General features: G+C 70.3%; 19 protein-coding genes. 6 read left to right on the forward strand and 13 right to left on the reverse strand.

Annotation, left to right across the window (positions count from 1 at the left end):
• Nucleotides 1–81: 81 nt before the first annotated feature.
• Nucleotides 82–1272, reverse strand: a complete 1191-nt coding sequence (locus tag QM597_RS07130) for an MFS transporter (RefSeq protein ID WP_415004248.1) — start codon at nt 1270–1272, stop codon at nt 82–84.
• Between the two features lie 284 nt (nt 1273–1556).
• Between QM597_RS07130 and nhaA the strand changes: the two genes are divergently transcribed.
• A complete protein-coding gene (gene nhaA, locus QM597_RS07135; protein ID WP_415004177.1) occupies nt 1557–2738 on the forward strand; it encodes a Na+/H+ antiporter NhaA in 1182 nt (393 codons plus the stop codon).
• On the opposite strand, the gene QM597_RS07140 is transcribed toward nhaA, so the two are convergent.
• Nucleotides 2694–2996 carry a DUF3017 domain-containing protein gene (locus QM597_RS07140; protein WP_415004178.1) on the reverse strand — a complete coding sequence of 101 codons (303 nt, stop codon included), beginning with the start codon at nt 2994–2996 and terminating at the stop codon, nt 2694–2696. The two genes, nhaA and QM597_RS07140, sit on opposite strands and share 45 nt — an antisense overlap.
• Nucleotides 2993–3877, reverse strand: a complete 885-nt coding sequence (locus QM597_RS07145; protein WP_415004179.1) for a bifunctional methylenetetrahydrofolate dehydrogenase/methenyltetrahydrofolate cyclohydrolase — start codon at nt 3875–3877, stop codon at nt 2993–2995. The genes QM597_RS07140 and QM597_RS07145 overlap by 4 nt, the downstream gene beginning before the upstream one ends.
• Nucleotides 3878–3987: 110 nt before the next feature.
• On the opposite strand from QM597_RS07145, the gene QM597_RS07150 reads away from it, so the two are divergent.
• Entirely contained in the window at nt 3988–4623 is a 636-nt protein-coding gene (locus QM597_RS07150; protein ID WP_415004180.1) for a TetR/AcrR family transcriptional regulator, read from the forward strand.
• Nucleotides 4624–4781: 158 nt separating this feature from the next.
• Here QM597_RS07150 and purH read toward each other — a convergent pair whose 3' ends face one another.
• Genes purH through QM597_RS07165 form a run of 3 tightly spaced genes read right to left on the reverse strand, consistent with a single transcriptional unit; the run spans nt 4782 to nt 8144 of the window.
• A complete protein-coding gene (gene purH / locus QM597_RS07155; RefSeq protein ID WP_415004181.1) occupies nt 4782–6359 on the reverse strand; it encodes a bifunctional phosphoribosylaminoimidazolecarboxamide formyltransferase/IMP cyclohydrolase in 1578 nt (525 codons plus the stop codon).
• Nucleotides 6356–7021 (reverse strand): phosphoribosylglycinamide formyltransferase, encoded by a 666-nt coding sequence (gene purN, locus QM597_RS07160; protein ID WP_415004182.1) that lies wholly within the window; start codon nt 7019–7021, stop codon nt 6356–6358. The genes purH and purN overlap by 4 nt, the downstream gene beginning before the upstream one ends.
• Complete coding sequence (locus QM597_RS07165; protein ID WP_415004183.1) at nt 6996–8144, reverse strand: DUF6350 family protein; 1149 nt, start codon at nt 8142–8144, stop codon at nt 6996–6998. The genes purN and QM597_RS07165 overlap by 26 nt, the downstream gene beginning before the upstream one ends.
• Before the next feature lie 80 nt (nt 8145–8224).
• Here QM597_RS07165 and QM597_RS07170 point away from each other — a divergent pair, with 80 nt between their 5' ends.
• Nucleotides 8225–10042: a hypothetical protein gene (locus tag QM597_RS07170; RefSeq protein ID WP_415004184.1), complete on the forward strand. Its 1818-nt coding sequence runs from the start codon at nt 8225–8227 to the stop codon at nt 10040–10042.
• Between the two features lie 274 nt (nt 10043–10316).
• On the opposite strand, the gene sucD is transcribed toward QM597_RS07170, so the two are convergent.
• A complete protein-coding gene (sucD, locus tag QM597_RS07175; protein ID WP_415004185.1) occupies nt 10317–11213 on the reverse strand; it encodes a succinate--CoA ligase subunit alpha in 897 nt (298 codons plus the stop codon).
• Nucleotides 11214–11229: 16 nt separating this feature from the next.
• On the reverse strand, nt 11230–12396 hold the full coding sequence (sucC, locus tag QM597_RS07180) for an ADP-forming succinate--CoA ligase subunit beta (RefSeq protein ID WP_415004186.1): 1167 nt from the start codon (nt 12394–12396) through the stop codon (nt 11230–11232).
• A gap of 400 nt (nt 12397–12796) precedes the next feature.
• Here sucC and QM597_RS07185 point away from each other — a divergent pair, with 400 nt between their 5' ends.
• Nucleotides 12797–13582 (forward strand): M23 family metallopeptidase, encoded by a 786-nt coding sequence (locus QM597_RS07185; RefSeq protein WP_415004187.1) that lies wholly within the window; start codon nt 12797–12799, stop codon nt 13580–13582.
• 182 nt (nt 13583–13764) lie between these two features.
• Here the strand turns inward: QM597_RS07185 and pcrA are convergent, their stop codons facing one another.
• The 5 genes from pcrA to QM597_RS07210 all read right to left on the reverse strand — a co-directional run bounded on the left by pcrA (nt 13765) and on the right by QM597_RS07210 (nt 21074).
• Nucleotides 13765–16134 (reverse strand): DNA helicase PcrA, encoded by a 2370-nt coding sequence (gene pcrA, locus QM597_RS07190; RefSeq protein ID WP_415004188.1) that lies wholly within the window; start codon nt 16132–16134, stop codon nt 13765–13767.
• Nucleotides 16135–16349: 215 nt separating this feature from the next.
• Nucleotides 16350–17783 carry a glucose-6-phosphate dehydrogenase gene (zwf, locus tag QM597_RS07195; protein ID WP_415004189.1) on the reverse strand — a complete coding sequence of 478 codons (1434 nt, stop codon included), beginning with the start codon at nt 17781–17783 and terminating at the stop codon, nt 16350–16352.
• Between the two features lie 57 nt (nt 17784–17840).
• Nucleotides 17841–19073, reverse strand: a complete 1233-nt coding sequence (locus QM597_RS07200) for a hypothetical protein (protein WP_415004190.1) — start codon at nt 19071–19073, stop codon at nt 17841–17843.
• 85 nt (nt 19074–19158) lie between these two features.
• On the reverse strand, nt 19159–19824 hold the full coding sequence (locus QM597_RS07205; RefSeq protein WP_415004191.1) for a response regulator: 666 nt from the start codon (nt 19822–19824) through the stop codon (nt 19159–19161).
• On the reverse strand, nt 19821–21074 hold the full coding sequence (locus QM597_RS07210) for a PspC domain-containing protein (RefSeq protein WP_415004192.1): 1254 nt from the start codon (nt 21072–21074) through the stop codon (nt 19821–19823). Before QM597_RS07210 ends, QM597_RS07205 begins: the two co-directional genes overlap by 4 nt.
• A 131-nt stretch (nt 21075–21205) precedes the next feature.
• Here QM597_RS07210 and QM597_RS07215 point away from each other — a divergent pair, with 131 nt between their 5' ends.
• Both QM597_RS07215 and QM597_RS07220 read left to right on the forward strand, forming a co-directional pair.
• Nucleotides 21206–22384: a PspC domain-containing protein gene (locus tag QM597_RS07215; protein ID WP_415004193.1), complete on the forward strand. Its 1179-nt coding sequence runs from the start codon at nt 21206–21208 to the stop codon at nt 22382–22384.
• Nucleotides 22381–22596: a hypothetical protein gene (locus QM597_RS07220; RefSeq protein ID WP_415004194.1), complete on the forward strand. Its 216-nt coding sequence runs from the start codon at nt 22381–22383 to the stop codon at nt 22594–22596. The genes QM597_RS07215 and QM597_RS07220 overlap by 4 nt, the downstream gene beginning before the upstream one ends.
• Nucleotides 22597–22698 lie beyond the last annotated feature (102 nt).

Consider the following 22698-nt stretch of genomic DNA (forward strand, 5'->3'; position numbering starts at 1 on the left):
TGCGAGGAGCGGACCCTGAGGTGTGAGGCCGCTTGCGGCCGAGCCTCGAAGGGGGCGACGAGCCTCGAAGTCCGCCCGCCGCTACCGGCGGGTGCGGGTTCCGGCGAGGAAGATCAGCAACCCGGCCAGCGCGAGACCGGCACCGACCAGGCTCGGCGCGCGATAGCCGTGCCCTGCGGCGATCACCACCGAGCCGAACCAGGCACCCAGGCCGTTGGCGACGTTGAGCGCCGAATGGTTGATCGCCGCGCCCAGCATCTCGGCGTCGCCGGCCTCGTGCATGAGCCGGATCTGGAGGTTGATCGCCAGCAGCGAGCCGAGCGCTCCGACGACGAACACGAGCAGTGCCAGAGCCGTCGCGGAACCGGCCAGCGGCACGACGAGTACCAGCGTGACGACCGAGGAAAGGAAGCCGAGCACGACCGACCGCCAGACGTCCCAGTCCGCCAGCCGTCCGGCCGCCCAGGTGCCGATGACCGAGCCGATGCCGAACGCGAGCAGGAACAGCGGCACCGAGCCGTCGGGCAGGCCCGCCTCCTCGGTGACCAATGGGGCCACATAGGAGTACATCGCGAACACCCCGCCGAAACCGATCATCCCGGTGAGGGCAGCCACCAGCACCTGCGGACGTGCCAGGGCCGACAGTTCCTGACGGACCGTCGCGGCCGGATTGCCCGGTGTGGCCGGGACGAAGCAGGCGATGAGCACGGCGGCGAGCACCGCGATGGCGAGCACAACGCCATAAGCACTGCGCCAGCCGAATCCCTGACCCAGCCAGGTGCTCGCCGGGACGCCCGCGACGGTCGCTACCGACAGACCCAGCATGACCGAGCTGACCGCGCGCCCGCGCCGCTGCGGCGGCACCAGGGAGGCCGCGATCAGCGAGGCGACGCCGAAGTACGCGCCGTGCGGCAGGCCTGCGACGAACCGCGCCAGCATGACCGGTCCGTAACTGCCCGCGAGCGCCGTCACGGCATTGCCGACGCCGAGGGCCAGCACCAGCGCGACCGCCAGGCCGCGGCGCGGAAGCCTGGCCCCCAGCGCGACCAGTAGCGGGGCGCCGACGACCACGCCGAACGCATAGGCGGTGATGATGTGGCCAGCGGTCGGGATCGACTCACCGATACCGTCGGCGATCTGCGGCAGCAGGCCCATCGTCATGAACTCCGTCGTGCCGATGGCGAAGCCGCCCATCGCGAGCGCCAGCAGCGCCAGGCCGAGGTGATGGGTCGCCGAAACCGGAGTCGCGGCGGGGCTGTCGCAGGTCGTCACCCTCAAGTCAAGCCGCCTCGGTGCGCACCCATTCCCCGAGGCCGCATGGAACCGATCACACGCCGTCGCCCGCAGGTAGGTCCCTTCGAGGCTCGCTCGTTCCTCGCTCGCACCTCAGGGACCGGTCGTCCCGATGGCTGAGGTGCGCAGGCCGCCTGCGGCCGGAGCCTCGAAGCCCACGCCTCGAGCGAATCCCTTCGGGGCACCCATCCGCATCCTCTAGAATCGTCTCGGGTGTGCCGGGAAGTCTGGTCGGCGATGATGCCGACGACCCCAGGAGTCCCATGACCCGCCTGTACCGCCTCGCCACCGACCAGAGGGCCGCGAGCGCCCTGCTGCTCAGTGCCGCCCTGCTGGCGCTGCTGTGGGCCAACTCCCCGGCCGTCGGTGCCTACCGCGATCTCGTCTCGGCCGTCGTCGGACCGTCCGTCCTGCATCTGGACCTTCCGGTGTCCGCGTGGGCCTCCGACGGGCTGCTCACGGTGTTCTTCGCCGTCGTCGGGCTGGAACTCAAGCATGAGCTGGTCTGCGGCAGCCTGTCGCGCCCCCGCGAGGCCGCCGTGCCGGTACTGGCCGCCGTCGGCGGCATGGCCGCACCGGCCGCGCTCTATCTGCTGATCTCGGATCATCCGGGCGGCTGGGCGATCCCGACCGCCACCGACATTGCCTTCGCGGTCGCCGTCCTCATGGTGGCCGGGCGCGGGCTGCCACCGGCGCTACGGGTGTTCCTGCTGACGCTGGCGGTCGTGGACGACCTGCTGGCCATCGTCGTCATCGCGGTCTTCTACACCGAGCGGGTCGACCTCGTCTCGCTGGCGGCGGCCCTGGGCCTGGTAGAGCTGTGCGGCCTGCTGGCCCGCGCCGCGCGGCCCCGCTGGTGGCTGCTCACGCCCGTGTCCGCCGCCGCGTGGTGGTTCATGCACGACTCCGGAGTCCACGCGACGGTGGCGGGCGTCCTCGTCGGGCTGACGGTTCCGGCGGCGACGGGACGCGCGCAGCGCTGGGCCGAACGGCTCCAGCCGTGGTCGTCGGGGATCGCGCTGCCGCTGTTCGCGTTCTGCGCCGCAGGGGTCGTCGTTCCCGCCGGCGACGTCCTGGACGTCCTGACCTCGCCGGTGGCCATCGCCGTCCTGACCGCGCTGGCGCTCGGCAAGGTCGTGGGCGTGCTGGGGACGACCGCGCTGGTGACCCGGTTCACTTCGCTAAGCCTGCCGCCGGGCATCGGGATGCGCGAGCTGGTCGGCGTGGGCCTGTTGACCGGCATCGGCTTCACGGTCTCCCTGCTCATCGCCGAGCTGTCCTTCCCGAGCGGTGCCGAGCGCGATGCCGCGAAAGCGGCCGTCCTGCTGGCCTCGCTCCTGGCCGCGACCGCCGGAGCCGCCGTCCTGCGCCGCGACGCCCGCCAGGTCTGCGGCCGGTCCCTACGGGGCCGGGACTCCGGGGACGGCCAGGCCGAGCACGATTAGCGCCACGCCGACGAAGGACGTCCAGGCGACGTCGAAGGTCTTGCCCCGCACTGCCAGCAGACCGGATTGTTCGTCGGACAGTGCCGTCCGCACGAGCGCCGCGATGACGAACGACCCGCCGACGACGACGATGCCCCGGCGCCAATACCCGAGGGCCACCAGCGCGAGCCCGAGCAGCACCAGCGCGAGCAGCACCACATAGACGCGCGTCCCGTAGGTGCGCGGCACCCGCAACAGCGACGGCCCGCCCTGGCTCACAGCGAGTCCCCCGGCACGCCGCCGACGCGACCCACGGCCTGCTCGGTGGCGTCGACGACATTGGCCAACAGCATGGCGCGCGTCATCGGCCCGACACCGCCGGGATTCGGAGCGACCCAGCCGGCGACCTCGTACACGTCCGGGTGCAGATCGCCGACGATGGCGTTGTTCTCGTCACGGCTGACCCCCACGTCGAGCAGCGCCGCGCCCGGCTTGACCATGTCGGCGGTGATGATCCCCGGCACGCCCGCCGCCGCGATGACGATGTCGGCGCGGCGCACCTCTTCAGCGAGATCGCGGGTGCCGGTGTGGCACAGCGTGACCGTGGCGTTCTCGCTGCGCCGGGTCAGCATGAGTCCCATCGGACGGCCGACGGTGATGCCCCGGCCGACGACCGCGACATGCGCACCTTCGATGGGCACCTCGTGGCGGCGCAGCAGCTCGATGATGCCGCGCGGGGTACACGGCAGCGGCGCCGGCTCGCCCAGGACGAGCCAGCCGAGATTGGTCGGATGCAGGCCGTCGGCGTCCTTGGCGGGGTCGATCCGGCCGATCACCGCATTCTCATCGAGGCCCTTCGGCAGCGGCAGCTGGACGATGTAGAGGGTGCAGTCGCGGTCGGCGTTGAGCCGGTCGACGGCGGCCTCGACCTCGGCCTGCGTCGCCGTGGCGGGCAGGTCGACGCGGATCGAACGGATCCCGATCTCCGCGCAGTCGCGGTGTTTGGCACCGACGTACCAATGGCTCCCCGGATCGTCACCGACCAAGACGGTGCCCAGACCGGGCACGATCCCCTGCTCGGCGAGCACCGCCACGCGGGTCGCGAGTTCGGACTTGATCTGGGCGGCCACGGCCTTGCCGTCGAGAATGTACGCAGTCACACGTCCCATACTCCCACTCGCCCCGCGAATCACCCGAACACGCCTGCCTCGGCGCGCGCCGCGCCCCATAGACTTCAGGCGGCAGTCCGATTCGCAGGTGAGGAGCCGTCATGGCGTCGAGAGCGCAGTTGAGCCAGGCACGCAGCCGTGCCCGGCGCGACGCACTCCTGGAGGCCGCCCTCGAGTTGTTCGCCGAAGGCGGTGCCCGCGCCATCACCCATCGCGCCGTCGCCGCCCGCGCCGGCCTGCCGCCCGCGACGACGACCTACTACTTCACCTCGATCACCGAACTCGTCCGCGAGGCGCTGTCACACCACCTTCAGACGTGGATCGATACCCTGCGCGCCCTGACCGACGTCGAGTTCGACACCTCCGCCGACATCGACGCCGCCGCAGCCTTCATCGAGACCGTCTACAGCGCCCGCAGCCCGGAGATCGCCGGCACCCAGCTGGCGATCTACCTCGCCTCGGCGCGCGACCCGGAGTTGCGCGAGCTGGCCGCCCAGGCGCTCACCGCCCTCGACGACCTGACCCGTTCGATGCTGACGCGCCTGCGGATCGAGAGCGTCGACACCCTCGCCTCGGCCATCACCGCCCTCATCGCCGGCAGCGCTTTCCGCCGGCAGAGCGGGGCCAGCAGCGACGCCGAGGAGGCCCGCTTGCTGGCGACCTCGCTGCGCCATCTCGTCGCGGCCCATCTACTCGGCGAGGACGCCGTCACCACCGCCCTGCGCACCGGCAAGTAGGAGATTCCGCAGTAGGCCCCGCTGGCTGAGGTGCGAGCGAGGAACGAGCGAGCCTCGAAGCCTGCGATGGTGGGGTCTCTTCGAGGCTCCTTCGTCGCACCTCAGAGACCGGCCACACCGCTCCCGAAGGGACCTCCTCGCCGCCTGTCGCCGTCTGCTCAGTGGAAGAAGTGGCGGGTGCCGGTGAGGTACATCGTCACCCCGGCGGCCTGCGCGGCCTCGATGGTCTCGGCGTCGCGCACCGAGCCGCCCGGCTGGACGATGGCCTTGACCCCGGCCTCAATGAGGATGCCCGGACCGTCGGCGAACGGGAAGAAGGCGTCCGAGGCCGCCACCGAGCCGCTAGCCCTCTGCGCACCGGCGCGCTCGACGGCCAGGCGGCACGAGTCCACCCGGTTGACCTGCCCCATGCCGATCCCTACTGCGGCACCGCCGGAGGCCAGCAGGATCGCGTTGGACTTCACCGCCCGCACCGACCGCCAGGCGAAGGCCAGGTCGGCCAGCGTCGCCTCGTCGGCCGGCTCGCCGGAGGCCAGCGTCCACGTGGCCGGGTCGTCCTGGCTCACCTGGTCGCGCACCTGCACGAGCAGGCCCCCGCTGATCTGGCGGAACTCCGTTTCTCCCCGCTCCCCGAGGTGCGAGCCTGCGAGCCGCGAAGGGTCCAGGTCGCCCGCTCGCAGGATGCGGATGTTCTTCTTACCCTGCAGCACCTCGACGGCACCCGCCTCGTAGTCCGGAGCGATGATGACCTCGGTGAACACCTCCGCCACCTGCTCGGCCATCTCCAGCGACACCGGGCGGTTGACCGCGATCACCCCGCCGAACGCCGAAACCGGGTCGCACGCATGCGCTCGGCGGTGCGCCAGCGCCACGTTCTCGCCGACCGCGATGCCGCAGGGGTTCGCGTGCTTGATGATCGCCACCGCCGGCTCGGCGTGGTCGAAGGCCGCGCGGATCGCCGCGTCGGTGTCGACGTAGTTGTTGTAGCTCATCTCCTTGCCGTGCAACTGCTCGGCGCCGGCCAGGCCGCCGCCGCTGCCACCGGTGTAGAGCGCGGCCTGCTGGTGCGGGTTCTCGCCGTAGCGCAGCACTGCGGCCTTGTCCCACGCTTCGCCGACGAACTCCGGCCAGCCGTCCTCGGACCCGTCATAGGACGAGGCGAACCAAGAGGCGACCGCCGCGTCGTAGGCGGCGGTGTGCGCGAAGGCCTGCGCGGCCAGGCGGCGGCGCTGCTCGAAGGTGAAACCGCCGGCGGCCAGCGCCTCGCGGACGTCGCCGTAGGCCCGCGGCGAGGTCACGATGGCCACGCTCGGATGGTTCTTGGCCGCCGCGCGCACCATCGACGGACCGCCGATGTCGATCTGTTCGACGCACTCGTCGGGCGTCGCGCCGGAGGCGACCGTCTCGCGGAAGGGGTAGAGGTTGACGACCACGAGGTCGAACGGCTCCACGCCCAGGTCGGCCAGCTGCGCCACGTGGGACTCCAGCCGCGAATCGGCCAGGATGCCCGCGTGGACGTGCGGGTGCAGTGTCTTGACCCGGCCGTCGAGGCACTCGGGGAACCCGGTCAGCTCCTCGACCGGCGTGACCGGCACCCCGGCGGCCTCGATGGTCTTGGCCGTCGATCCGGTCGAGACGATGGCGACGCCGGCGGCGTGCAGGTCGCGGGCGAGGTCGTCGAGGCCGGTCTTGTCGTAGACCGAAACGAGGGCGCGGCGCAGGGGGCGCTGAGTCATGGGATGTCCTTGGGGTCCGGGGGATGCGGGGCGGAGCCGGGGACGACGCGGCGGCCGTCGACCGAGTAGCCGGCCGTGGCCAGCCGCCCCACCCACTCGACGAGCATGGCGCGCTCGCTGATCTTGATGCGTTCGTGCAGGGTCTCGGCGGTATCGTCGTCGTGGACCGGCACCGCGACCTGGGCCACGATAGGGCCGGTGTCGACGCCCTCGTCGACGACGAACAAGGTCGCGCCGGTGATCTTGACGCCGTAGGCCAGCGCGTCGCGCGGGCCGTGCATGCCGGGGAACGACGGCGAGAGCGCCGGATGGGTGTTCAGCGTGCGGCCGCCGAAGCGCGCGAGGAAGGCCGGGCCGGCCAGTCGCATGAAGCCCGCGAGCACGACGAGGGCCGGGTCGTGGGCACCGACGCACTCGGCGAGGGCGGCGTCCCAGGCGGCGCGGTCGGGGAAGTCGGTGACGGGCAGGACGAAGGTGTCGATCCCGGCCCGGCGTGCGCGCGCCAGGGCCTCGATACCGTCCCGGTCGGCACCGACCGCCGCGATGCGCACGCCGAAGGCGGGGTCGGCCGCAGCGTCGATGAGGGCCTGGAGATTGGTGCCGCTACCCGAGACGAGGACGACGATGGGCGTCGCGTCAGGCTTGCGGGGCACGGCCACCACGATAGTGGGCCGCCGCTGCCGCAAACCCGGCGGCCACGACCATCATCGGCACCCCGGCGAAAAGCGCCCACAGCGATTCCGGTCCGACCTGCGCCATCCGGCCCGGGCCGACGGCACCGCTCGACGCGTACGCCAGGACTGCCAGGAGCACCCCGCCCAGCCCCCCGGCACCGGCGGCCAGCCCCACGCCCCACCAGAAGTCCACCGCGAGGTCGAGGCGGCCGCTGCGCACGAGGTGCCATCCGGCCCATCCGGCCGACAGCGCCGGCACCAGCGCCAGCAGGAACGCCCAGCCGGGAATGTCTCCGGGGGCCGGCAGCGCGGCGAGCACCGGCAGCCCGGGGAGCTGGCCGAGGTTCGCGTGCATGAGGTCGACCGAGGTGTCGGTGCCCACGCCGAAGCCGGGACCGAGCAGCACCGCCACCGCCCACAGCGCGAGGGTCGGCACGCACAGCACGCACACGAGCGCCAGCCCCAGGCCGCCCCCGAAACCCGGATCGAGCATGGCCCACAGGCTCGCGGCCCGCTCGACGTGCAGGGCGATCATCGCCACCACGAGGACCAGCGCGGCGACGAACACCCCGAAGGCGCTCCACCCGGCACCGGCCAGAACCGCGCGCACCTGCGGGCGTCCCTGCGGCCACCAGGCGTCCGGCACCCCGTGAGCCAGCGCATAGCCCGCAGCGCCACCGACTCCGCCGAGCACGAAGGTCACGAGCGCCGCGCGGATCGTCGGGACCGTGGCACCCTGGTCGTTGGCCAGCGCCGTGAGGACGGAAGCCGCCACCGCGTAGGTGCCCGCGACCGTCGCCGCGAAGGCCGCCGGCTCGGCGACCGGCTCGCGCACCTGCCGCCAGGCCATCGCCGCGACCAGCGCGACCGCGACGAGCAGGCCGCCCCACGGGATCAGGGTGATCCGTGTGCCGTCGATGGAGATCGCGCTGCCCTGGGCGACCAGCCAGATCCGCGTCACGACGCGGGCGGTGCCGAGCGGTGATCCCCCTCCTCCGGCCAGCAGCACGGCCGCCAGGGTCGTCAGCCACCCTGCGGCCGCCGCCCACAGCGCCGCGATGGCACCGGGCCACGCCGCCGAACGCAGCTCGGCGGTCCGGGTGACAGACACGGGTGAAGGCACGGACTCCATCATTCCCTGTAGGGTTACGGCGTCTTCCGGAGGCACACCGACTCGCGAGGAGGGGTTCGATGTCGCGGGTCGAAGAGTTCGACACGTTCTACGATTCCACGTCGAAGAACACCCTGCAGGTCATGTACGCGCTGACCGGTGACCGCTCGGTGGCGCGCGAGGCCACCATCGACGCCTACCGCCACGCCTGGCGCGACTGGTCCAAGGTCGGCGAGCACGAGCCGCACCGCTACGTCCGGGTCGAGGCGTGGAAGGCCCAGACCGTCAGCCGCAGCACCCATCCCCTACGTCGCCGCCACGAGGACGACGCCGACAGCGCGCTGCTGGAGGCCCTCGCCGACCTGCCCGCCGACGACCGGCGCCTGCTGGTCCTGATGACCCTCGGCACGACGGCCCTCGACGACGCCGCCCGCGAGATCGACGTCAGCGACGAAGAGGCCATCGAGCGCGTCACCACCGCCATCGCCACCTTGGAGCAGGCGACCCGCCAGAGCATCGACGACCTCGAACAGCGGCTGAACGCCCTGGCTTCGGTCACCGAACGGCTGCCGATGCCCGAGGCCGAGAAGATCCGCAGCCAGGCCACCCGCGGCCACCGGCTGAGCACCGCCCTGCTCGTGGCGGCCACGGTGCTGGCCATGATCGGCGGTGCCTTCGCCATGACCGACGGACGACCGCTGGACCGGCTCTCCGGCGACACCTACCGCGAACGCCTCGGCGCGGAGAGTCACGACCTCATCCTCGACGCCCAGAAGATCTCCGCCGACGACCTCGTCACCTCCGGCCAGATCGCCCGGCTCGCGCCCGCAGCGAGCTGGCAGGTCGTCGACACCAGCGAGCAGACCGACGCCGCCGAGCCGCTGTCGATGTGTTCGACCGAACGGTTTGCGACCACCGATCCGCTCAAGGTGTTCGTCCGTACCTTGGAGGCCTCCGACACGACACCACAGCGCGTGTCGCAGTCCATCGAGATAGCGCGCAACACCGCCGACGCCGAAGCGGGCTATGTGCGCGCCGTGACCTGGTTCGCCGACTGCGAGGTCCCGCGGGTGCAGCTGACCGAGTCCTACCGGGTGGCAAGGCCGTACGGCGACGTGCTGGTGCTGCGCCTGGTCGTGCACGGCGATGTCCCGCGCACCGTCACCGTCGGGTTGAGCCGGTCCGGCGTGGTCACGACGACACTGACCCACGAGACCGAGGGATCCACGCCCCCGGCCATCGACGACTTCGCCATGACCGTCAACGACTCGCTGCAGAAAGTCTGCAACGACAGCGGGGGGAAGTGCGACGACACGCCCACTGCGGTCGCCGTCGACCCGCCCGCGCTGGCCAGCGATCCGGCTTTCCTCGGGGCCGTCGACCTGCCGCCTCTGCCCGACGTCGACTCACCCTGGGTACGGACCGAGAGCGAGACGGCCACTACGGCGGCCTCGGCCACGACGTGCAACACGTCGGACTTCTCGGCCTCCGGTGCCGAGGCGGCGACGCGCATCTTCCTGTTGCCCGATACCCCGACGTTGCCGTCGGCCTTCGGCATCGTCGAGTCCGTAGCGAGCTTCCCGTCAACGGAGGCCGCCACGACCTTCGTCGATCAGGCTCAGGCGGCGCTCAACGACTGCCCGGCGACCAACCTGGCGGCCCGTGTCACCGAGGCGCAGACCTTCGGAGAGTCCCCGGAGTTCCGCGGTGCCACCTGGACCCTGACCCTGCAGGTCGACGGCGGCAGCCCGGTGATGATGCGCACCGCCGTGGTGCAGCGCGGCCCGGCGGTGGCACGCATCCTATTCACGCCCAGCGGCACGGCCGACATGAGCGGTGACGTGTTCACCTTCGTGGCCCAGCGCGCCGCGCAGCGCCTCGCGTACGCCTCCCGCTGACCGTACCCGCACCGGCAGCAGAAAAGCCGACGGGGAGCGGGCACCCGGCCGGAACCGGATACCCGCTCCCCGTCATACAGGAGCGCGATGCCTTGGAACGTGCGTGGATAGGCGGAACCTGGTCATTGAGGTGCGAGCGCAGCACACCGGGTCCTGAGGTGCCGCGAGGAACGAGCGGCCTCGAAGGGCGACATGACCCACCACCGCAGCAGGCTTCGAGGCTCCGGCCGCAAGCGGCCTACGCACCTCAGCCAGCGCCTATCCGTGCATCCTCTTACTGGGCGTTGAGGATGCTCCGCAGCAGCTCGGCGGTCTCGCTCGGCGTCTTGCCGACCTTGACCCCGGCGGCCTCGAGGGCCTCCTTCTTGCCCTGCGCGGTGCCCGCACCGTCAGACACGATGGCACCGGCGTGGCCCATCGTCTTGCCCTCCGGAGCGGTGAAGCCCGCCACGTAGCCGACGACCGGCTTGGTGACGTTCGCCTGGATGTAGGCGGCGGCCTTCTCCTCGGCGTCACCGCCGATCTCGCCGATCATCACGATGGCCGTGGTCTCCGGATCGTTCTCAAAGGCCTCCAGCGCGTCGATGTGCGTCGTGCCGATGATCGGGTCGCCGCCGATGCCGATGGCAGTCGAGAAGCCGAAGTCACGCAGCTCGTACATCATCTGGTAGGTCAGCGTGCCCGACTTCGACACCAGGCCGATGGGACCCTTGCCGGCGATGTTGGCCGGGGTGATGCCCGCCAGCGCCTCGCCGGGGGTGATGATGCCGGGGCAGTTCGGACCGATGATGCGGGTCTTCTTGCCCTGCGCGTAGGCCCAGAACTCCGCAGAGTCCTGCACCGGCACGCCCTCGGTGATGACCACGAGCAGGCCGATCTCGGCATCGATGGCCTCGATGACGGCATCCTTGGTGAACGCCGGCGGCACGAAGGCCACCGATACGTCGGCACCGGTCTTCTCGATGGCCTCGGCCACGCTGCCGAAGACCGGCAGCTCGACCTCGGCACCCGAGGCGTCGGTGTGCGTCACAGTCGTACCGGCCTTGCGCGCATTGACGCCGCCGACGATGTTGGTGCCCGCCGCGAGCATGCGCGCGGTGTGCTTGGAACCCTCACCGCCGGTGATGCCCTGGACGATGACCTTGGAATCCTTGTTCAGGAAAATCGACATATTGTTTCTCCGTCCCTCAGGCGTTCGCCAGCTCGGCGGCCTTGTCGGCCGCACCGTCCATCGTGTCCACCAGCGTCACGAGCGGGTGGTTCAGCTCGCCCAGGATCGCGCGACCCTCGTCGACGTTGTTGCCGTCGAGACGCACGACGAGCGGCTTGGTGGCGTTCTCGCCGAGCAGCTCCAGGGCACCCTTGATGCCGTTGGCGACCGCGTCACAGGAGGTGATGCCGCCGAAGACGTTGACGAACACGCTCTTGACCTGCGGATCGCCGAGGATCACGTCGAGACCGTCGGCCATGACCTGCGCCGAGGCACCGCCGCCGATGTCAAGGAAGTTCGCGGGCTTGACGTTGCCGTGACGCTCACCGGCGTACGCGACGACGTCGAGGGTGCTCATCACGAGTCCCGCGCCGTTGCCGATGATGCCGACCTCGCCGTCGAGCTTGACGTAGTTGAGGCCCTTGGCCTTGGCCTTGGCCTCCAGCGGGTCGGCCTCCTCGGTGATGACGAACGCCTCATGGTCCGGGTGACGGACCTCCGAGGCGTTGTCGTCGAGGGAGACCTTGCCGTCGAGGGCCTCCAGCTTGTCGCCCTCAAGGCGCGCCAGCGGGTTGACCTCGACGAGGGTGGCGTCCTCTTCGGTGAAGACCTTCCACAACGACTGGACCATCGCCACGGCCTGCTCGGCGAGCTCGGCCGGGAACTTGGCCTCTTCGACGATGGCGCGGGCCTTAGCCTCGTCCACACCGGTTCCGGCGTCGACGGGGATCTGGCGGACCGCCTCGGGGTTGGTCTTGGCGACCTCCTCGATCTCCACGCCGCCCTCGACGCTCGCGATGCACAGGTAGCTGCGGTTGGAGCGGTCGAGCAGGAAGGAGAAGTAGTACTCCTCGACCGGCGGGGTCGCCGGGGTCACGAGCACACGGTTGACCGTGAGGCCCTTGATCTCCATGCCCAAGATGGCCGAGGCGTACTCATAGGCCTCGTCGGCGGTCTTGGCGATCTTCACGCCGCCGGCCTTGCCTCGGCCGCCGGCCTTGACCTGCGCCTTGACGACGGTGACGCCGCCGATCTCCTCGGCCGCAGCCTTGGCCTCGTCGGCCGTCGTGACGACCTTGCCGAGCGTCGTAGCGACGCCGTGCTTGGCGAAGAGTTCCTTCGCCTGGTATTCCATCAGATCCACGGTGATAACCGTCCTGTGGTGTTGACGAATGATTGAGTTGGGGTCCAGGCGGCCTACGCCGCTGGAAAACCGAGGCGACTCTATCTCTCCGAGATTCCCGTGCCGGGTATCGGGTCGGTTACCCGTCAGTCGCTCTTCGGCCTCGCGCAGGTCACGGCGATGTCATCGACCTGCTGCGCGGCGAACGCGGTGCCCCGGCGAGGCCCGATTTCGCCCCGTCGGAGAGCCGTCATAGCAGCGCCGCGACCAGCCGGAATATGTGAGCCCACCCACATGCGGACCACGCCGCTCCTGCCATCACGGCTCCTGCAGTTCGGATTTGGGCATTAGGCATGCGCGGTGCCCTGACGGTCGGCTATAGTTAGCTAGGTTTGTGTCGTCTCAGGGTCGGAGGTCGTGCGTGAGTTCTTCTCCCGCGCCGAAGCGACGACTCGACGTACGTCATCAGTCCACCGAACGCGCCGCGCAGGCACGAGGCGGACGGCGCGCGGCGCGGCGGCGTACTTCCTCGGCTTTCCGCCCGTCCATGGCCACCATCGGTGCGTTGGCCCTTGTCGCAGCCGGACTCGGCTCGGCGATCATCAGTGACCGTACCGACTCGGGCACGCTGAGTGGCGACTACCAGGCGCTCTCAGCAGATGCGAGCAGCGGTGGCTTCGACGTCAGTCGTGACTTCGACCGCGAGTTGCTCGAGGAGCAGACCAAGGCCCAGGCCGATCAGTTGCTCGCCGCCCAGCAGGAGTTGCAGGTCGCCACGCAGGCCAAGGCCGACGAGCTCAAGGCGAACCAGTGGGTTCTGCCGGTGACCGGCTACCACATCACCGGGCGCTACGGCACCACCAACTCGCTGTGGGGCAAGGGACACAGCGGCTTGGACTTCGCCGGTCCCAGCGGATCGACCATCGTCGCCATCGCCTCCGGCACGGTGATCGCGGTCAAGTATTCGGGCAACTGCGGCAATATGACGCAGTTCCAGCTCGATGCGGAAGATCTCGTCATCATGTACTGCCACCAGAGTCGCCAGGTGGTCAAGGTCGGCCAGCATGTCGTGGCCGGCGAGGTCGTCGGCTACACCGGTTCGACCGGTCGCTCGACCGGCCCGCACCTGCACGTGGAGGTCAAGCCCGGCGGCGGCCACTCGGCCGACCCCGAGCCGTACTTCCACGACCACAACGTCTACCCGTAAGCGCTCCCGCTGGCTGAGGTGCGCCCTTCGAGGCTGCTCGTTCCTCGCGGCACCTCAGGGACCGCGAGGAACGAGCGGAGCCGGGTCCTGAGGTGCGACGAGCCTCGAAGGGCGGAGCCTGCGGAGGGTGGGTCCCTTCGAGGCTCGGCCGCAGGCGGCCTCACGCCTCAGGGACCGGTCGTCTACAGCTTCTCGAGTCGGGCGTAGCGCAGGATGAGGCGCTTGACGCCGGCCGAGCCGAAGTCGACCGACGCCTGCATGTTCTGGCCGTTGCCGTCGAGCGCGACGACCGTGCCGAGACCGTAGGTGTCGTGCGTGACGCGGTCACCCGGCTCCAGCGAGAGCACCCCCGTCATATCCGCCGCCCGCGAGACCGCCCGCAAGGTGAACGCCCGGCCGGACCCGGCGCGCTCGCGCCGCGCACCGGACAGCGCCGAGGCCGAGGGCACCGACGGCATCCAGGAGGTCAGCGCCGGTGCCTCCCGGCGCCAGTCGAGCAGCGTCTCCGGCACCTCGTCGAGGAAGCGCGACGCCGGGTTGTAGGCCGGGGCACCCCAGGCCGACCGGCTCGTCGCGCGCGTGAGGTAGAGGCGTTCGCGGGCGCGCGTGATGCCGACGTAGGCCAGTCGCCGCTCCTCGGCCAGTTCGGAGGCGTCACCGAGCGAGCGCTGGTGCGGGAAGATCCCGTCCTCCATGCCGGTGAGGAAGACGACCGGGAACTCCAGGCCCTTGGCCGTGTGCAGCGTCATCAGCGTCACGACGCCGTCGCCCTCCACAGGCAGGGAGTCGGCGTCGGCGACCAGGGAGACCCGTTCGAGGAAGGCGTCCAGCGAGCCGGGCGCGAACGGTGCCGGTTCCTCGGCCGACTCAGGGTCGTCTTCGACGTCCTCGACCTGGGCGGCTCCGGCGACAAACTCACGCGCCACCGCCACCAGCTCGGCGAGGTTCTCCACCCGTGTCTCGTCCTGCGGGTCGTCGCTGGCTTCGAGCGCGGCGAGGTACCCGGTGCGGGTCAGGGCCGCCTCCAGCACCTGATCGGCGGGCGCACCGTCAGCGGCCAGCGCCCGCAGGCCGTCCATGACCTCGGCGAACTCACCGATGGCCTTCGCCGACCGGGTGGCGAGGTCGGTGATCTCGCCGGTACGGCGCATCGCCTCGGCCAGGCTGATCTGCTCACGGCCGGCGAATCGCTCCAGCGCCGCCTCGGCCCGCTCGCCGATACCCCGTTTCGGCTCATTGACGATGCGGCGCAGCGAGACGGCGTCGCGCTCGTTGGCTACCGCCCGCAGGTAGGCCAGTGCGTCGCGGACCTCCTTGCGCTCGTAGAAGCGCACGCCGCCGACCACGCGATAGGGCAGGCCGACGCGGATGAAGACTTCTTCGAAGACACGGCTCTGGGCGTTGGTGCGGTAGAACACCGCGACCCCCGCAGGCGTGACCGCTCCGTCGTCGACGAGCGTGTCGATCTCGTCGGCGATGAACTGGGCCTCGTCGCGCTCGTCGTCACCGACGTAGCCGACGATCTTCTCGCCTTCGCCGGCCGCCGACCACAGGTTCTTGGCGGGGCGGCCCTCGTTGCGGCTGATGACGGCGTTGGCGGCCGACAAGATGGTCTGCGTCGAGCGGTAGTTCTGCTCCAGCACGATGGTCTCGGCGGAGGGGAAGTCCTTCTCGAACTCCAGGATGTTGCGGATCGTGGCACCCCGGAAGGCGTAGATCGACTGGTCGGAGTCGCCCACGACCATGAGGTCGGTGCCGTCGTCACACAACTCGCGGATCAGCGCGTACTGGGCGTGGTTGGTGTCCTGGTACTCGTCGACGAGGATGTGGCGGAAGCGCCGCCGATAGGACTCGGCGATGGCTGGGAACGCCTGGAACAGGTGCACGGTGTGCATGATGAGGTCGTCGAAGTCCATCGCGTTGGCGGCGGCGAGCCGGCGCTGGTACTCGCCGTAGACCTCCGCGAAGGTCTCCTCGGTGGGCGTCGACGTCTGGCTGCGTGCGGTCTCGTGGTCAACCAGCTCGTTCTTGTGGTTGCTGATCCAGTTGAGGACCGCCCGCGGGTTGACCCGCTTGGGGTCGAGCTGCAGGTCACGGCAGACGAGCGTGACGAGGCGTTTGGCGTCGGTCGCGTCGTAGACCGTGAACGACGAGGTGAAGCCGAGCGTGGTGGCCTCGCGGCGCAGAATGCGCACGCAGGCGGAGTGGAAGGTGGAGACCCACATGGCACGCGCCGCGCCGCCGACGGCATCGGCGACCCGTTCGCGCATCTCGGCGGCGGCCTTGTTGGTAAAAGTGATCGCCAGGATCGACCCCGGCGCGGCGCGGCGTGCGGCCATGAGCCAGGCGATGCGGCGGGTCAGGACGCGCGTCTTGCCCGACCCGGCTCCGGCGACCACGAGCACCTGCCCCGGCTCGTGACCCACGGCGGCCCGCTGCGGGTCGTTCAAGCCTTCCAAGAGCGTCTCCGAGCGCGGGAGGCGACGTTCGGCGGGGCGGGGAGCGGCATCGGCCGCAGGGCGCAACTCGGGCACGGGGAAAGGCAGCGTCATCGTCGTGCCAGCCTAGTCGCCGCCACCGACACGCTCCGACCCGCCGCTGGCGCCCGGACGCGCTCGGGAGGCCGGCGCAGAATGCGCGCCAATAGGCGAGCCTCGGCCCCTGAGGTGCGAGCTTGCGAGCCTCGAAGGGACCCCACCACCGCCGGCTTCGAGGCTCGCTCGTTCCTCGCTCGCACCTCAGCCAGCGGACCTATTGGCGGAACCTCTCAGTCGTCGGTGGGGGCGTCGCGCCAGCGGCGTTCGAACGGCAGGCGCCAACTGCGTGGTGCGATGAGCTGGTGCACCGCGTTCGGCCCCCAGGTCCCCTGGTCGTACAGGCGCACCGGCGGCGGATCGTCGAGCAGCGGCTGGCTGACCTCCCAGAGGCGTTCGATGCCCTCCGCCGTGGTGAACAAAGTCCGCTCGCCGAGCATCGCGTCGTGGATCAGCCGCTCGTACGCCTCCAGCACGTCGCCCTGCCGTCCGGTCTCCTGCATGGCGAACTGCATGGACAACTTGTCGAGCTTCATGCCCGGTCCGGGTCGTTTGCCGTAGAACGACAACGACATACGCGAAGCGTCGGCCAGATCGAAAGTCAGGTGGTCCGGACCGGAACGGCCAACCCCCGAGCCTTCGGGGAACATCGACTTGGGCGGCTCACGGAAGGCGATGGAGATGATGCGCGCGCCCTCGGCCATGCGCTTGCCGGTGCGCAGGTAGAACGGCACCCCGGCCCAGCGCCAGTTGTCGATCTCGGCCTTGAGCGCCACGAAGGTCTCGGTCTCCGAATCAGCCGCGACGCCGGGTTCTGAGCGGTATCCCGCGTACTGGCCGCGCACGACGTCGGCCGGGACCAACGGACGCATCGAGCGGAAGACCTTGTTCTTCTCCTCGCTGATTGCATCGGAGTTCAACGCGGTCGGCGGCTCCATCGCCATGAACGCGAGGACCTGGAGCAGGTGAGTCACCACCATGTCTTTGAAAGCCCCGGTGCCCTCGTAGAACCCCGCGCGACCCGAGACCGACAGCGTCTCGGGCACGTCGATCTGCACGTGGTCGATGAAGTTGCGATTCCAGATCGGCTCGAACAGGCCGTTGGCGAACCGGAAGGCCAAGATGTTGAGTGCAGCCTCCTTGCCGAGGAAGTGGTCGATGCGGAAGATCTGCTCCTCGGCGAAGACCTCGTGGATCGAGGCATTGAGCGCGCGGGCACTGGCCAGATCGGTGCCGAAGGGCTTCTCCATGATGATGCGCGCACGGTCCACCAGCTCGGCCTCGGCCAGCGTGCGCACCACGTCGAGCGCCGCCTTCGGCGGGACGCTCAGATAGTGCAGCCGGCGCGCCCCCTCGCCGAGGCTCGCCTCCAGATCCGCAGCACGAGCGGCCAAGACCTGCGCCCCCTGGGCCACATTGACGTAGGCGAGCTTGTCGGCGAAATCGTCCCACTCGTCGCTGCGGACCGGCCGGGTGCCGAACTCGCGGCAGGCCTGCAGCGTGAACTGGCGGAACTCGTCGTCGTCGAAGTCATCCATCGACACGCCGATGATGCGCGCGTCGCCCACGAGCTGGGACTGCACCAGGTGCATGAGTCCGGGAAGAAGTTTGCGGCGGGCGAGATCGCCGGTAGCCCCGAACAGGACGATCAGATGCGGCTGCTTCATGTCGCCCAGGCTAGACCCGTCACATTGCGCCCAGGTGAACGTTCCGTGTGCCGTCGCTCAGGAGGAGCGCTTCTGGCCGGAGGTCTCCTCGTACATGAGCAGCGCCTGCGCGCTGATCCGCTGCTGGGCCTCCTCCAGCGAGACGCCACTGGACTCCAGCGCGTAGGAATCCCAGATGGCATAGCACATGAACGACGGCCAGAAGAACAGGTCCGGATCGTCCTCGTCGGGCTTCTCGATGCAGATCGCGTCGCCGAGGCCGGCCGGCGAGTCGGTCTTCTCCAGGCCTACATCAAGCGCCTGGTCGACGAAGTCGTCGACCAGGGAGGTAGCACCGCGGGCGTTTTCGGCGACATACACGGTGGTCACATTGGTCGCCACCCGCGAAATACCGGCCTTGTCGAAGGCCCGCTCCAGACCGCTCGCGTCGATCTGGAAGATCTGCGCGGTGTGCCCGCCGTAGATGGCGGCATCGTCGACGAGCGTGCCGCGCCCGTCGGCGGCCAGCACCTTGGACCACAGGCCCGTCGGGTCAAGGTCGCGCTTAGTCGGCTCCTCAGAGATCTCTACCGGATCGACGCCGTCGAGCAACAGCGACTGCTCAAGCAGAAAGTCGTCGCGCTCGTTGCGCACGTCGTCCATGTCGCCGTCGATGTCGTAGAACCAGCCGAAGACGAGGAACGGCCCGTAGGCGCGCAGAACGTACACCTGATTGGCGACGTCGTTGCTGACGGCGGCGAGGCCGACGGCCTCGTCGTCCCCCGGCACCGACTCAGTCACGTACTTCGCCGCCCCGGTCTCATCGGGAGCCACCATGACATCGGCCGTCGTCTGCACTGCGGCCTGGGCAGCGGCGGAATCGGGGAACTGCACAATGGCGGTGGTGATCCAGGCGTCCGCGTTACCCCGGACCCGCCGGGTGAGCAAACCGACTTGAGCCGAGGCGAAGGCGTCGCCCGAGGAGGTGAACGTGTGGTCGAAATCCTCCGGCTCGCTCATGGCCATCGTCTCGATGCCGTAGCCGGTCATCTCCTCGTCGAGCTGCTGAGGCAAGACGAGATACTCGCCCAGTTCCATAGCCGCAGCGCGCCGCGCGTTCTCCGGGGTCAGCGCCGTATCGACGTCAGTACCGGTCGGATCGATACGGCCCAGGTCGAGCGCGTCGGGGTCAAAGGTAGTTGTCTCGGCGGGCGTCACATCGGGCTGCGGATCGTCCTTGCCGCCGCACCCGGCCAAGCTCACGACCAGCGTCGCCGCCAGTGCCAGCGTTACGGCTGCCCGCCTCGACATAGTTCCCCCTTCGGTGTGCAGGTGCCGACGCGCCGCCGTTCCTGCCCGCACGAGTGTAAACCGCCGCGCCGACTGATCCGGTCCGTCAGATCAATCGGCGGTCGCTGGCCCAGCGGGTCAGCTCGTGTCGGCTGGACAGCTGGAGCTTGCGCAGCACGCTGGACACGTGCGTCTCGACGGTCTTCGGCGAGATGAACAGCTCCTTGGCGACCTCCTTGTAGGCGTAGCCGCGGGCGATGAGCCGCATCACCTCCCGCTCGCGCTCGGTGAGCCGGTCGAGGTCGCTGTCGACCTGCGCCACCTCGACGTACCCGGCGAAGGCGTCGAGCACGAAACCGGCCAGACGCGGGCTGAACACCGCGTCCCCCGCCGCGACCCGCTGCATCGCGTCGAGCAGTTCCGGCCCGGAGATCGCCTTGGTCACATAGCCGCGCGCTCCGGCCCGGATGACGCCGATGACGTCCTCGGCCGCGTCACTGACCGACAGCGCCAGGCACCGCACCTCGGGGCAGGCCGTGGCGATCCGGCGCAGCACCTCGCGGCCGCCGCCACCGGGCAGGTGCACGTCGAGCAGCACCACGTCGGGCCGCTCGGCGGTGATGACCGCGGCGGCCTCGTCCACGTCCCCCGCCTCACCGACGACATGCACGGTGTCGGCGATCTCGGCCCGGACACCGGTGCGGAACATCGCATGGTCGTCGACAAGCACGACGCGCAGCGCCGCGGACATCTCGGGCGGGAGGGAGGTCATCGGCGCTCCTGGTCGGTGGTCGGCGGGGCTTCGCGCGGTCCATCCTCGCGCGGCATGACCATGGCGACTTCCGTGCCCTCGCCGGGGGCCGACCTCACCCGGGCCGACCCGCCGTGGCGCCCCATCCTTTCGAGGATCGAACCGCGCATGCCCATGCGGTCGGGGTCGATGCGTTCGGGGTCGAAGCCGGTCCCCCGGTCGCGCACAAAAACCTCGACGGCACGCGGCGTGACCTCGGCAAAGACGTCGACGCGGTCGACCCCGGCATGGGTAGCGGCGTTGAGCATCGCCTCGCGCGCGGCGCGGACCAGAGCAGCCACGTCGGCATCGACCTGGGTCTCCCCGACCATGACGAGTTCGACGGCGACGCGATGGTGGTCCTCGACTTCATCGGCGGCAGCACGCAGCGCCAGGCTCAGGCTCGAGGGAGCCGGGTCGTCGCCGCCGTACAGCCAGGCTCGCAATTCGCGCTCCTGGCGGCGCGCGACCGTGGCGACAGTAGCCGGATCGTCGGCGTACTTCTGCAGGAGCGAGAGGGTCTGGAGCACCGAATCGTGCAGGTGGGCGGCGACGTCGGCGCGCTCCTGCGAACGCACCCGTTCGCGCCGCTCGGCACCCAGGTCGGCGATCAGCGAGGCGATCCACGGCCCGAGCACGAGTCCGAGACCGACCAGCGCCACCACGAGCGCCGCGCCCGCGTCGGTCAACGCCGACCTGCCCCTCTCGACGGTCACGAGATAGGCCCCGGCGAGCGCGACGAGGCCCAGGCCCACGCCCACCCGCAGGACCGACCACCAGCGCATCCGCCGGGCGGCCAGCAACGCCACGTCGTCCAGACCACGCCACATCACCGCCAGACCCACCCCGCCGATGACCAGGGGGACGAACATGCCCCAGGCGATGCCGTGGCCCGACACCTGCAGCGCAAGGCCGACGCCCGCACCGAGCGCGAGAACCGCCACAGCGCGCGTGTGGTCGATCCAGGTCGTCGTGCGCCCCGGCCGCAGCCCGCCGCGGGCCGCAGCGTCGAGGCCGGGGCTGATCGTGTCGTCGGTGATCGGCAGGAAGCGCCACAGCAGCAGGTAGGCGACCAGGCCCGCGCCGTTGATCATCGCCGTCACCGTGAAGGCGAGGCGCACCCAGAGGGTGTCGACCCCGAGGTGTTCGGCGACCCCCGCGCTCACGCCGGAGACCAGGCGGCGACCCGCCGGGCGGTAGGCGCGGCGTAGCGGCAGGGCAGTCGAGGTCACCCCATGATCGTCACATGTGCCGCACCCTCACGGCCATGCGGGAAAATCCTCGGGGTTCTCCGGGCCGTCTCAGGGACGGATCAGGGACGCACCCGATGGTCCCGGAGCGTTCACGCGCCCAGGATGGAGACATGAACCAGACCGCCACTCCCCCACCACCGCCGCACGGTGCCACGGAGCCGCCACCCGCGCCCGGCCCCGACGGCCAGCGTTTCCGTTCGCTCGCGCAGACCCGGCGCGCCACCGAAGGCCGCGTCGTCGCCGGGGTCTGCGCGGGGCTGGGCCGCCACCTCGGCATCGATCCGATCATCGTCCGCGTCGTCTTCGTCGCCCTGTGCTTCGCGGGGCTGGCCGGACTGCTGCTGTACGCGGTCGCCTGGTTCGCATTGCCCGGAGACGACGAACGCCCGAGCGTCATGGCTGACTGGTTCCGTCTCGGTGTCAACGAGCCACAGGTGCGCACGGGCGCGCTCATCATCGGCGGCGCACTGGCCTTCGCCTCCATCGTCGGCGACAGCGGATGGCTCTGGGGGCCGGCGACGCCGCTGTCCGCCCTATGGCTCGTGGTGCCGGCGCTGTTCTTCTACTGGCTGTTCGCGGTCCTGCCGCGGGGTTCTCGTGAACCGGCGAAGGACTCGACCGGCGCGCCCGGCGAGGCCGTCACGCCCCCGCCGCGACCCGCAGCACCGATGGTCGCGCCCGCACCGGCACCGCGTGCTCCGCACACTCCGCCGCTGCTGTTCTGGGCGACGATGTCGGTGCTGCTGATCGCCCTCGGCACCCTGGCGGTCGTGCACCTGGCAGTCGGGTCCGGATTCCCGGTCGCCGCCTACCCGGCGCTCGCCCTCGGGGTCGTCGGCGCGGGACTCCTCGTCGGGACCCGATGGGGACGCAGCATCGCCCTGGTGCCCCTCGGCCTGCTGCTGTGCCTGGTCCTGGCCGCGACCAGCGTGTTCCCCGAAGGACCGCTCGGGGACTTCCGGCAGACGCCGAAGACGGCCGGTGCCGTCGCGTCGACCTACGAGGTCGGTGCCGGGACTCTGGAGCTCGACCTCACCGAGGTCGCCGATCCGGAGCATCTGCTGGACCGCACCGTCCGCGTCGACAGCGGGTTCGGCCAGGTGCGCATCATCGTCCCCGGCGACCTCGCGGTCTCCGTCGACGCCGAGGTCGCCGGCGGGGACATCCGGGTCTTCGGCGAGTACAGCTCGGGCCGCTCGGCCGATCTGAGCGTGCCCAGCGACCAGCAGCACAGCCTGCACCTGATCATCGACCACGCCTTCGGACAAGTCATCGTGGAGCGAGCATGAACGAGCGAACGCAAGAGAACACGCACCCTTTCAACGCCTGGAGCTTCCTGGCCGGGACGGTCTTCGTCCTCGTGGCGGCAGGCTGGGCTTCGGTCGAGTCCGGTCTCTTCGGCACCGGGACCCTCCTCGTGGCGGCCCCGATCACCCTGATCGCCCTGGGCATCGGGGGCCTGGCCCTCACCTTCGTCCGCCGCAACCCGCCCGCCGACTAAGGGCATGCGCCAATAGGCGAGCCTCGGTCCCTGAGGTGTGAGCTTGCGAGCCTCGAAGGGACCCACCGCGGCAGGCTTCGAGGCTCCGGCCGCAAGCGGCCT

This window comes from Aeromicrobium sp. (assembly GCF_047607065.1).
In the GTDB taxonomy this organism is placed as follows: Bacteria; Actinomycetota; Actinomycetes; order Propionibacteriales; family Nocardioidaceae; genus Aeromicrobium.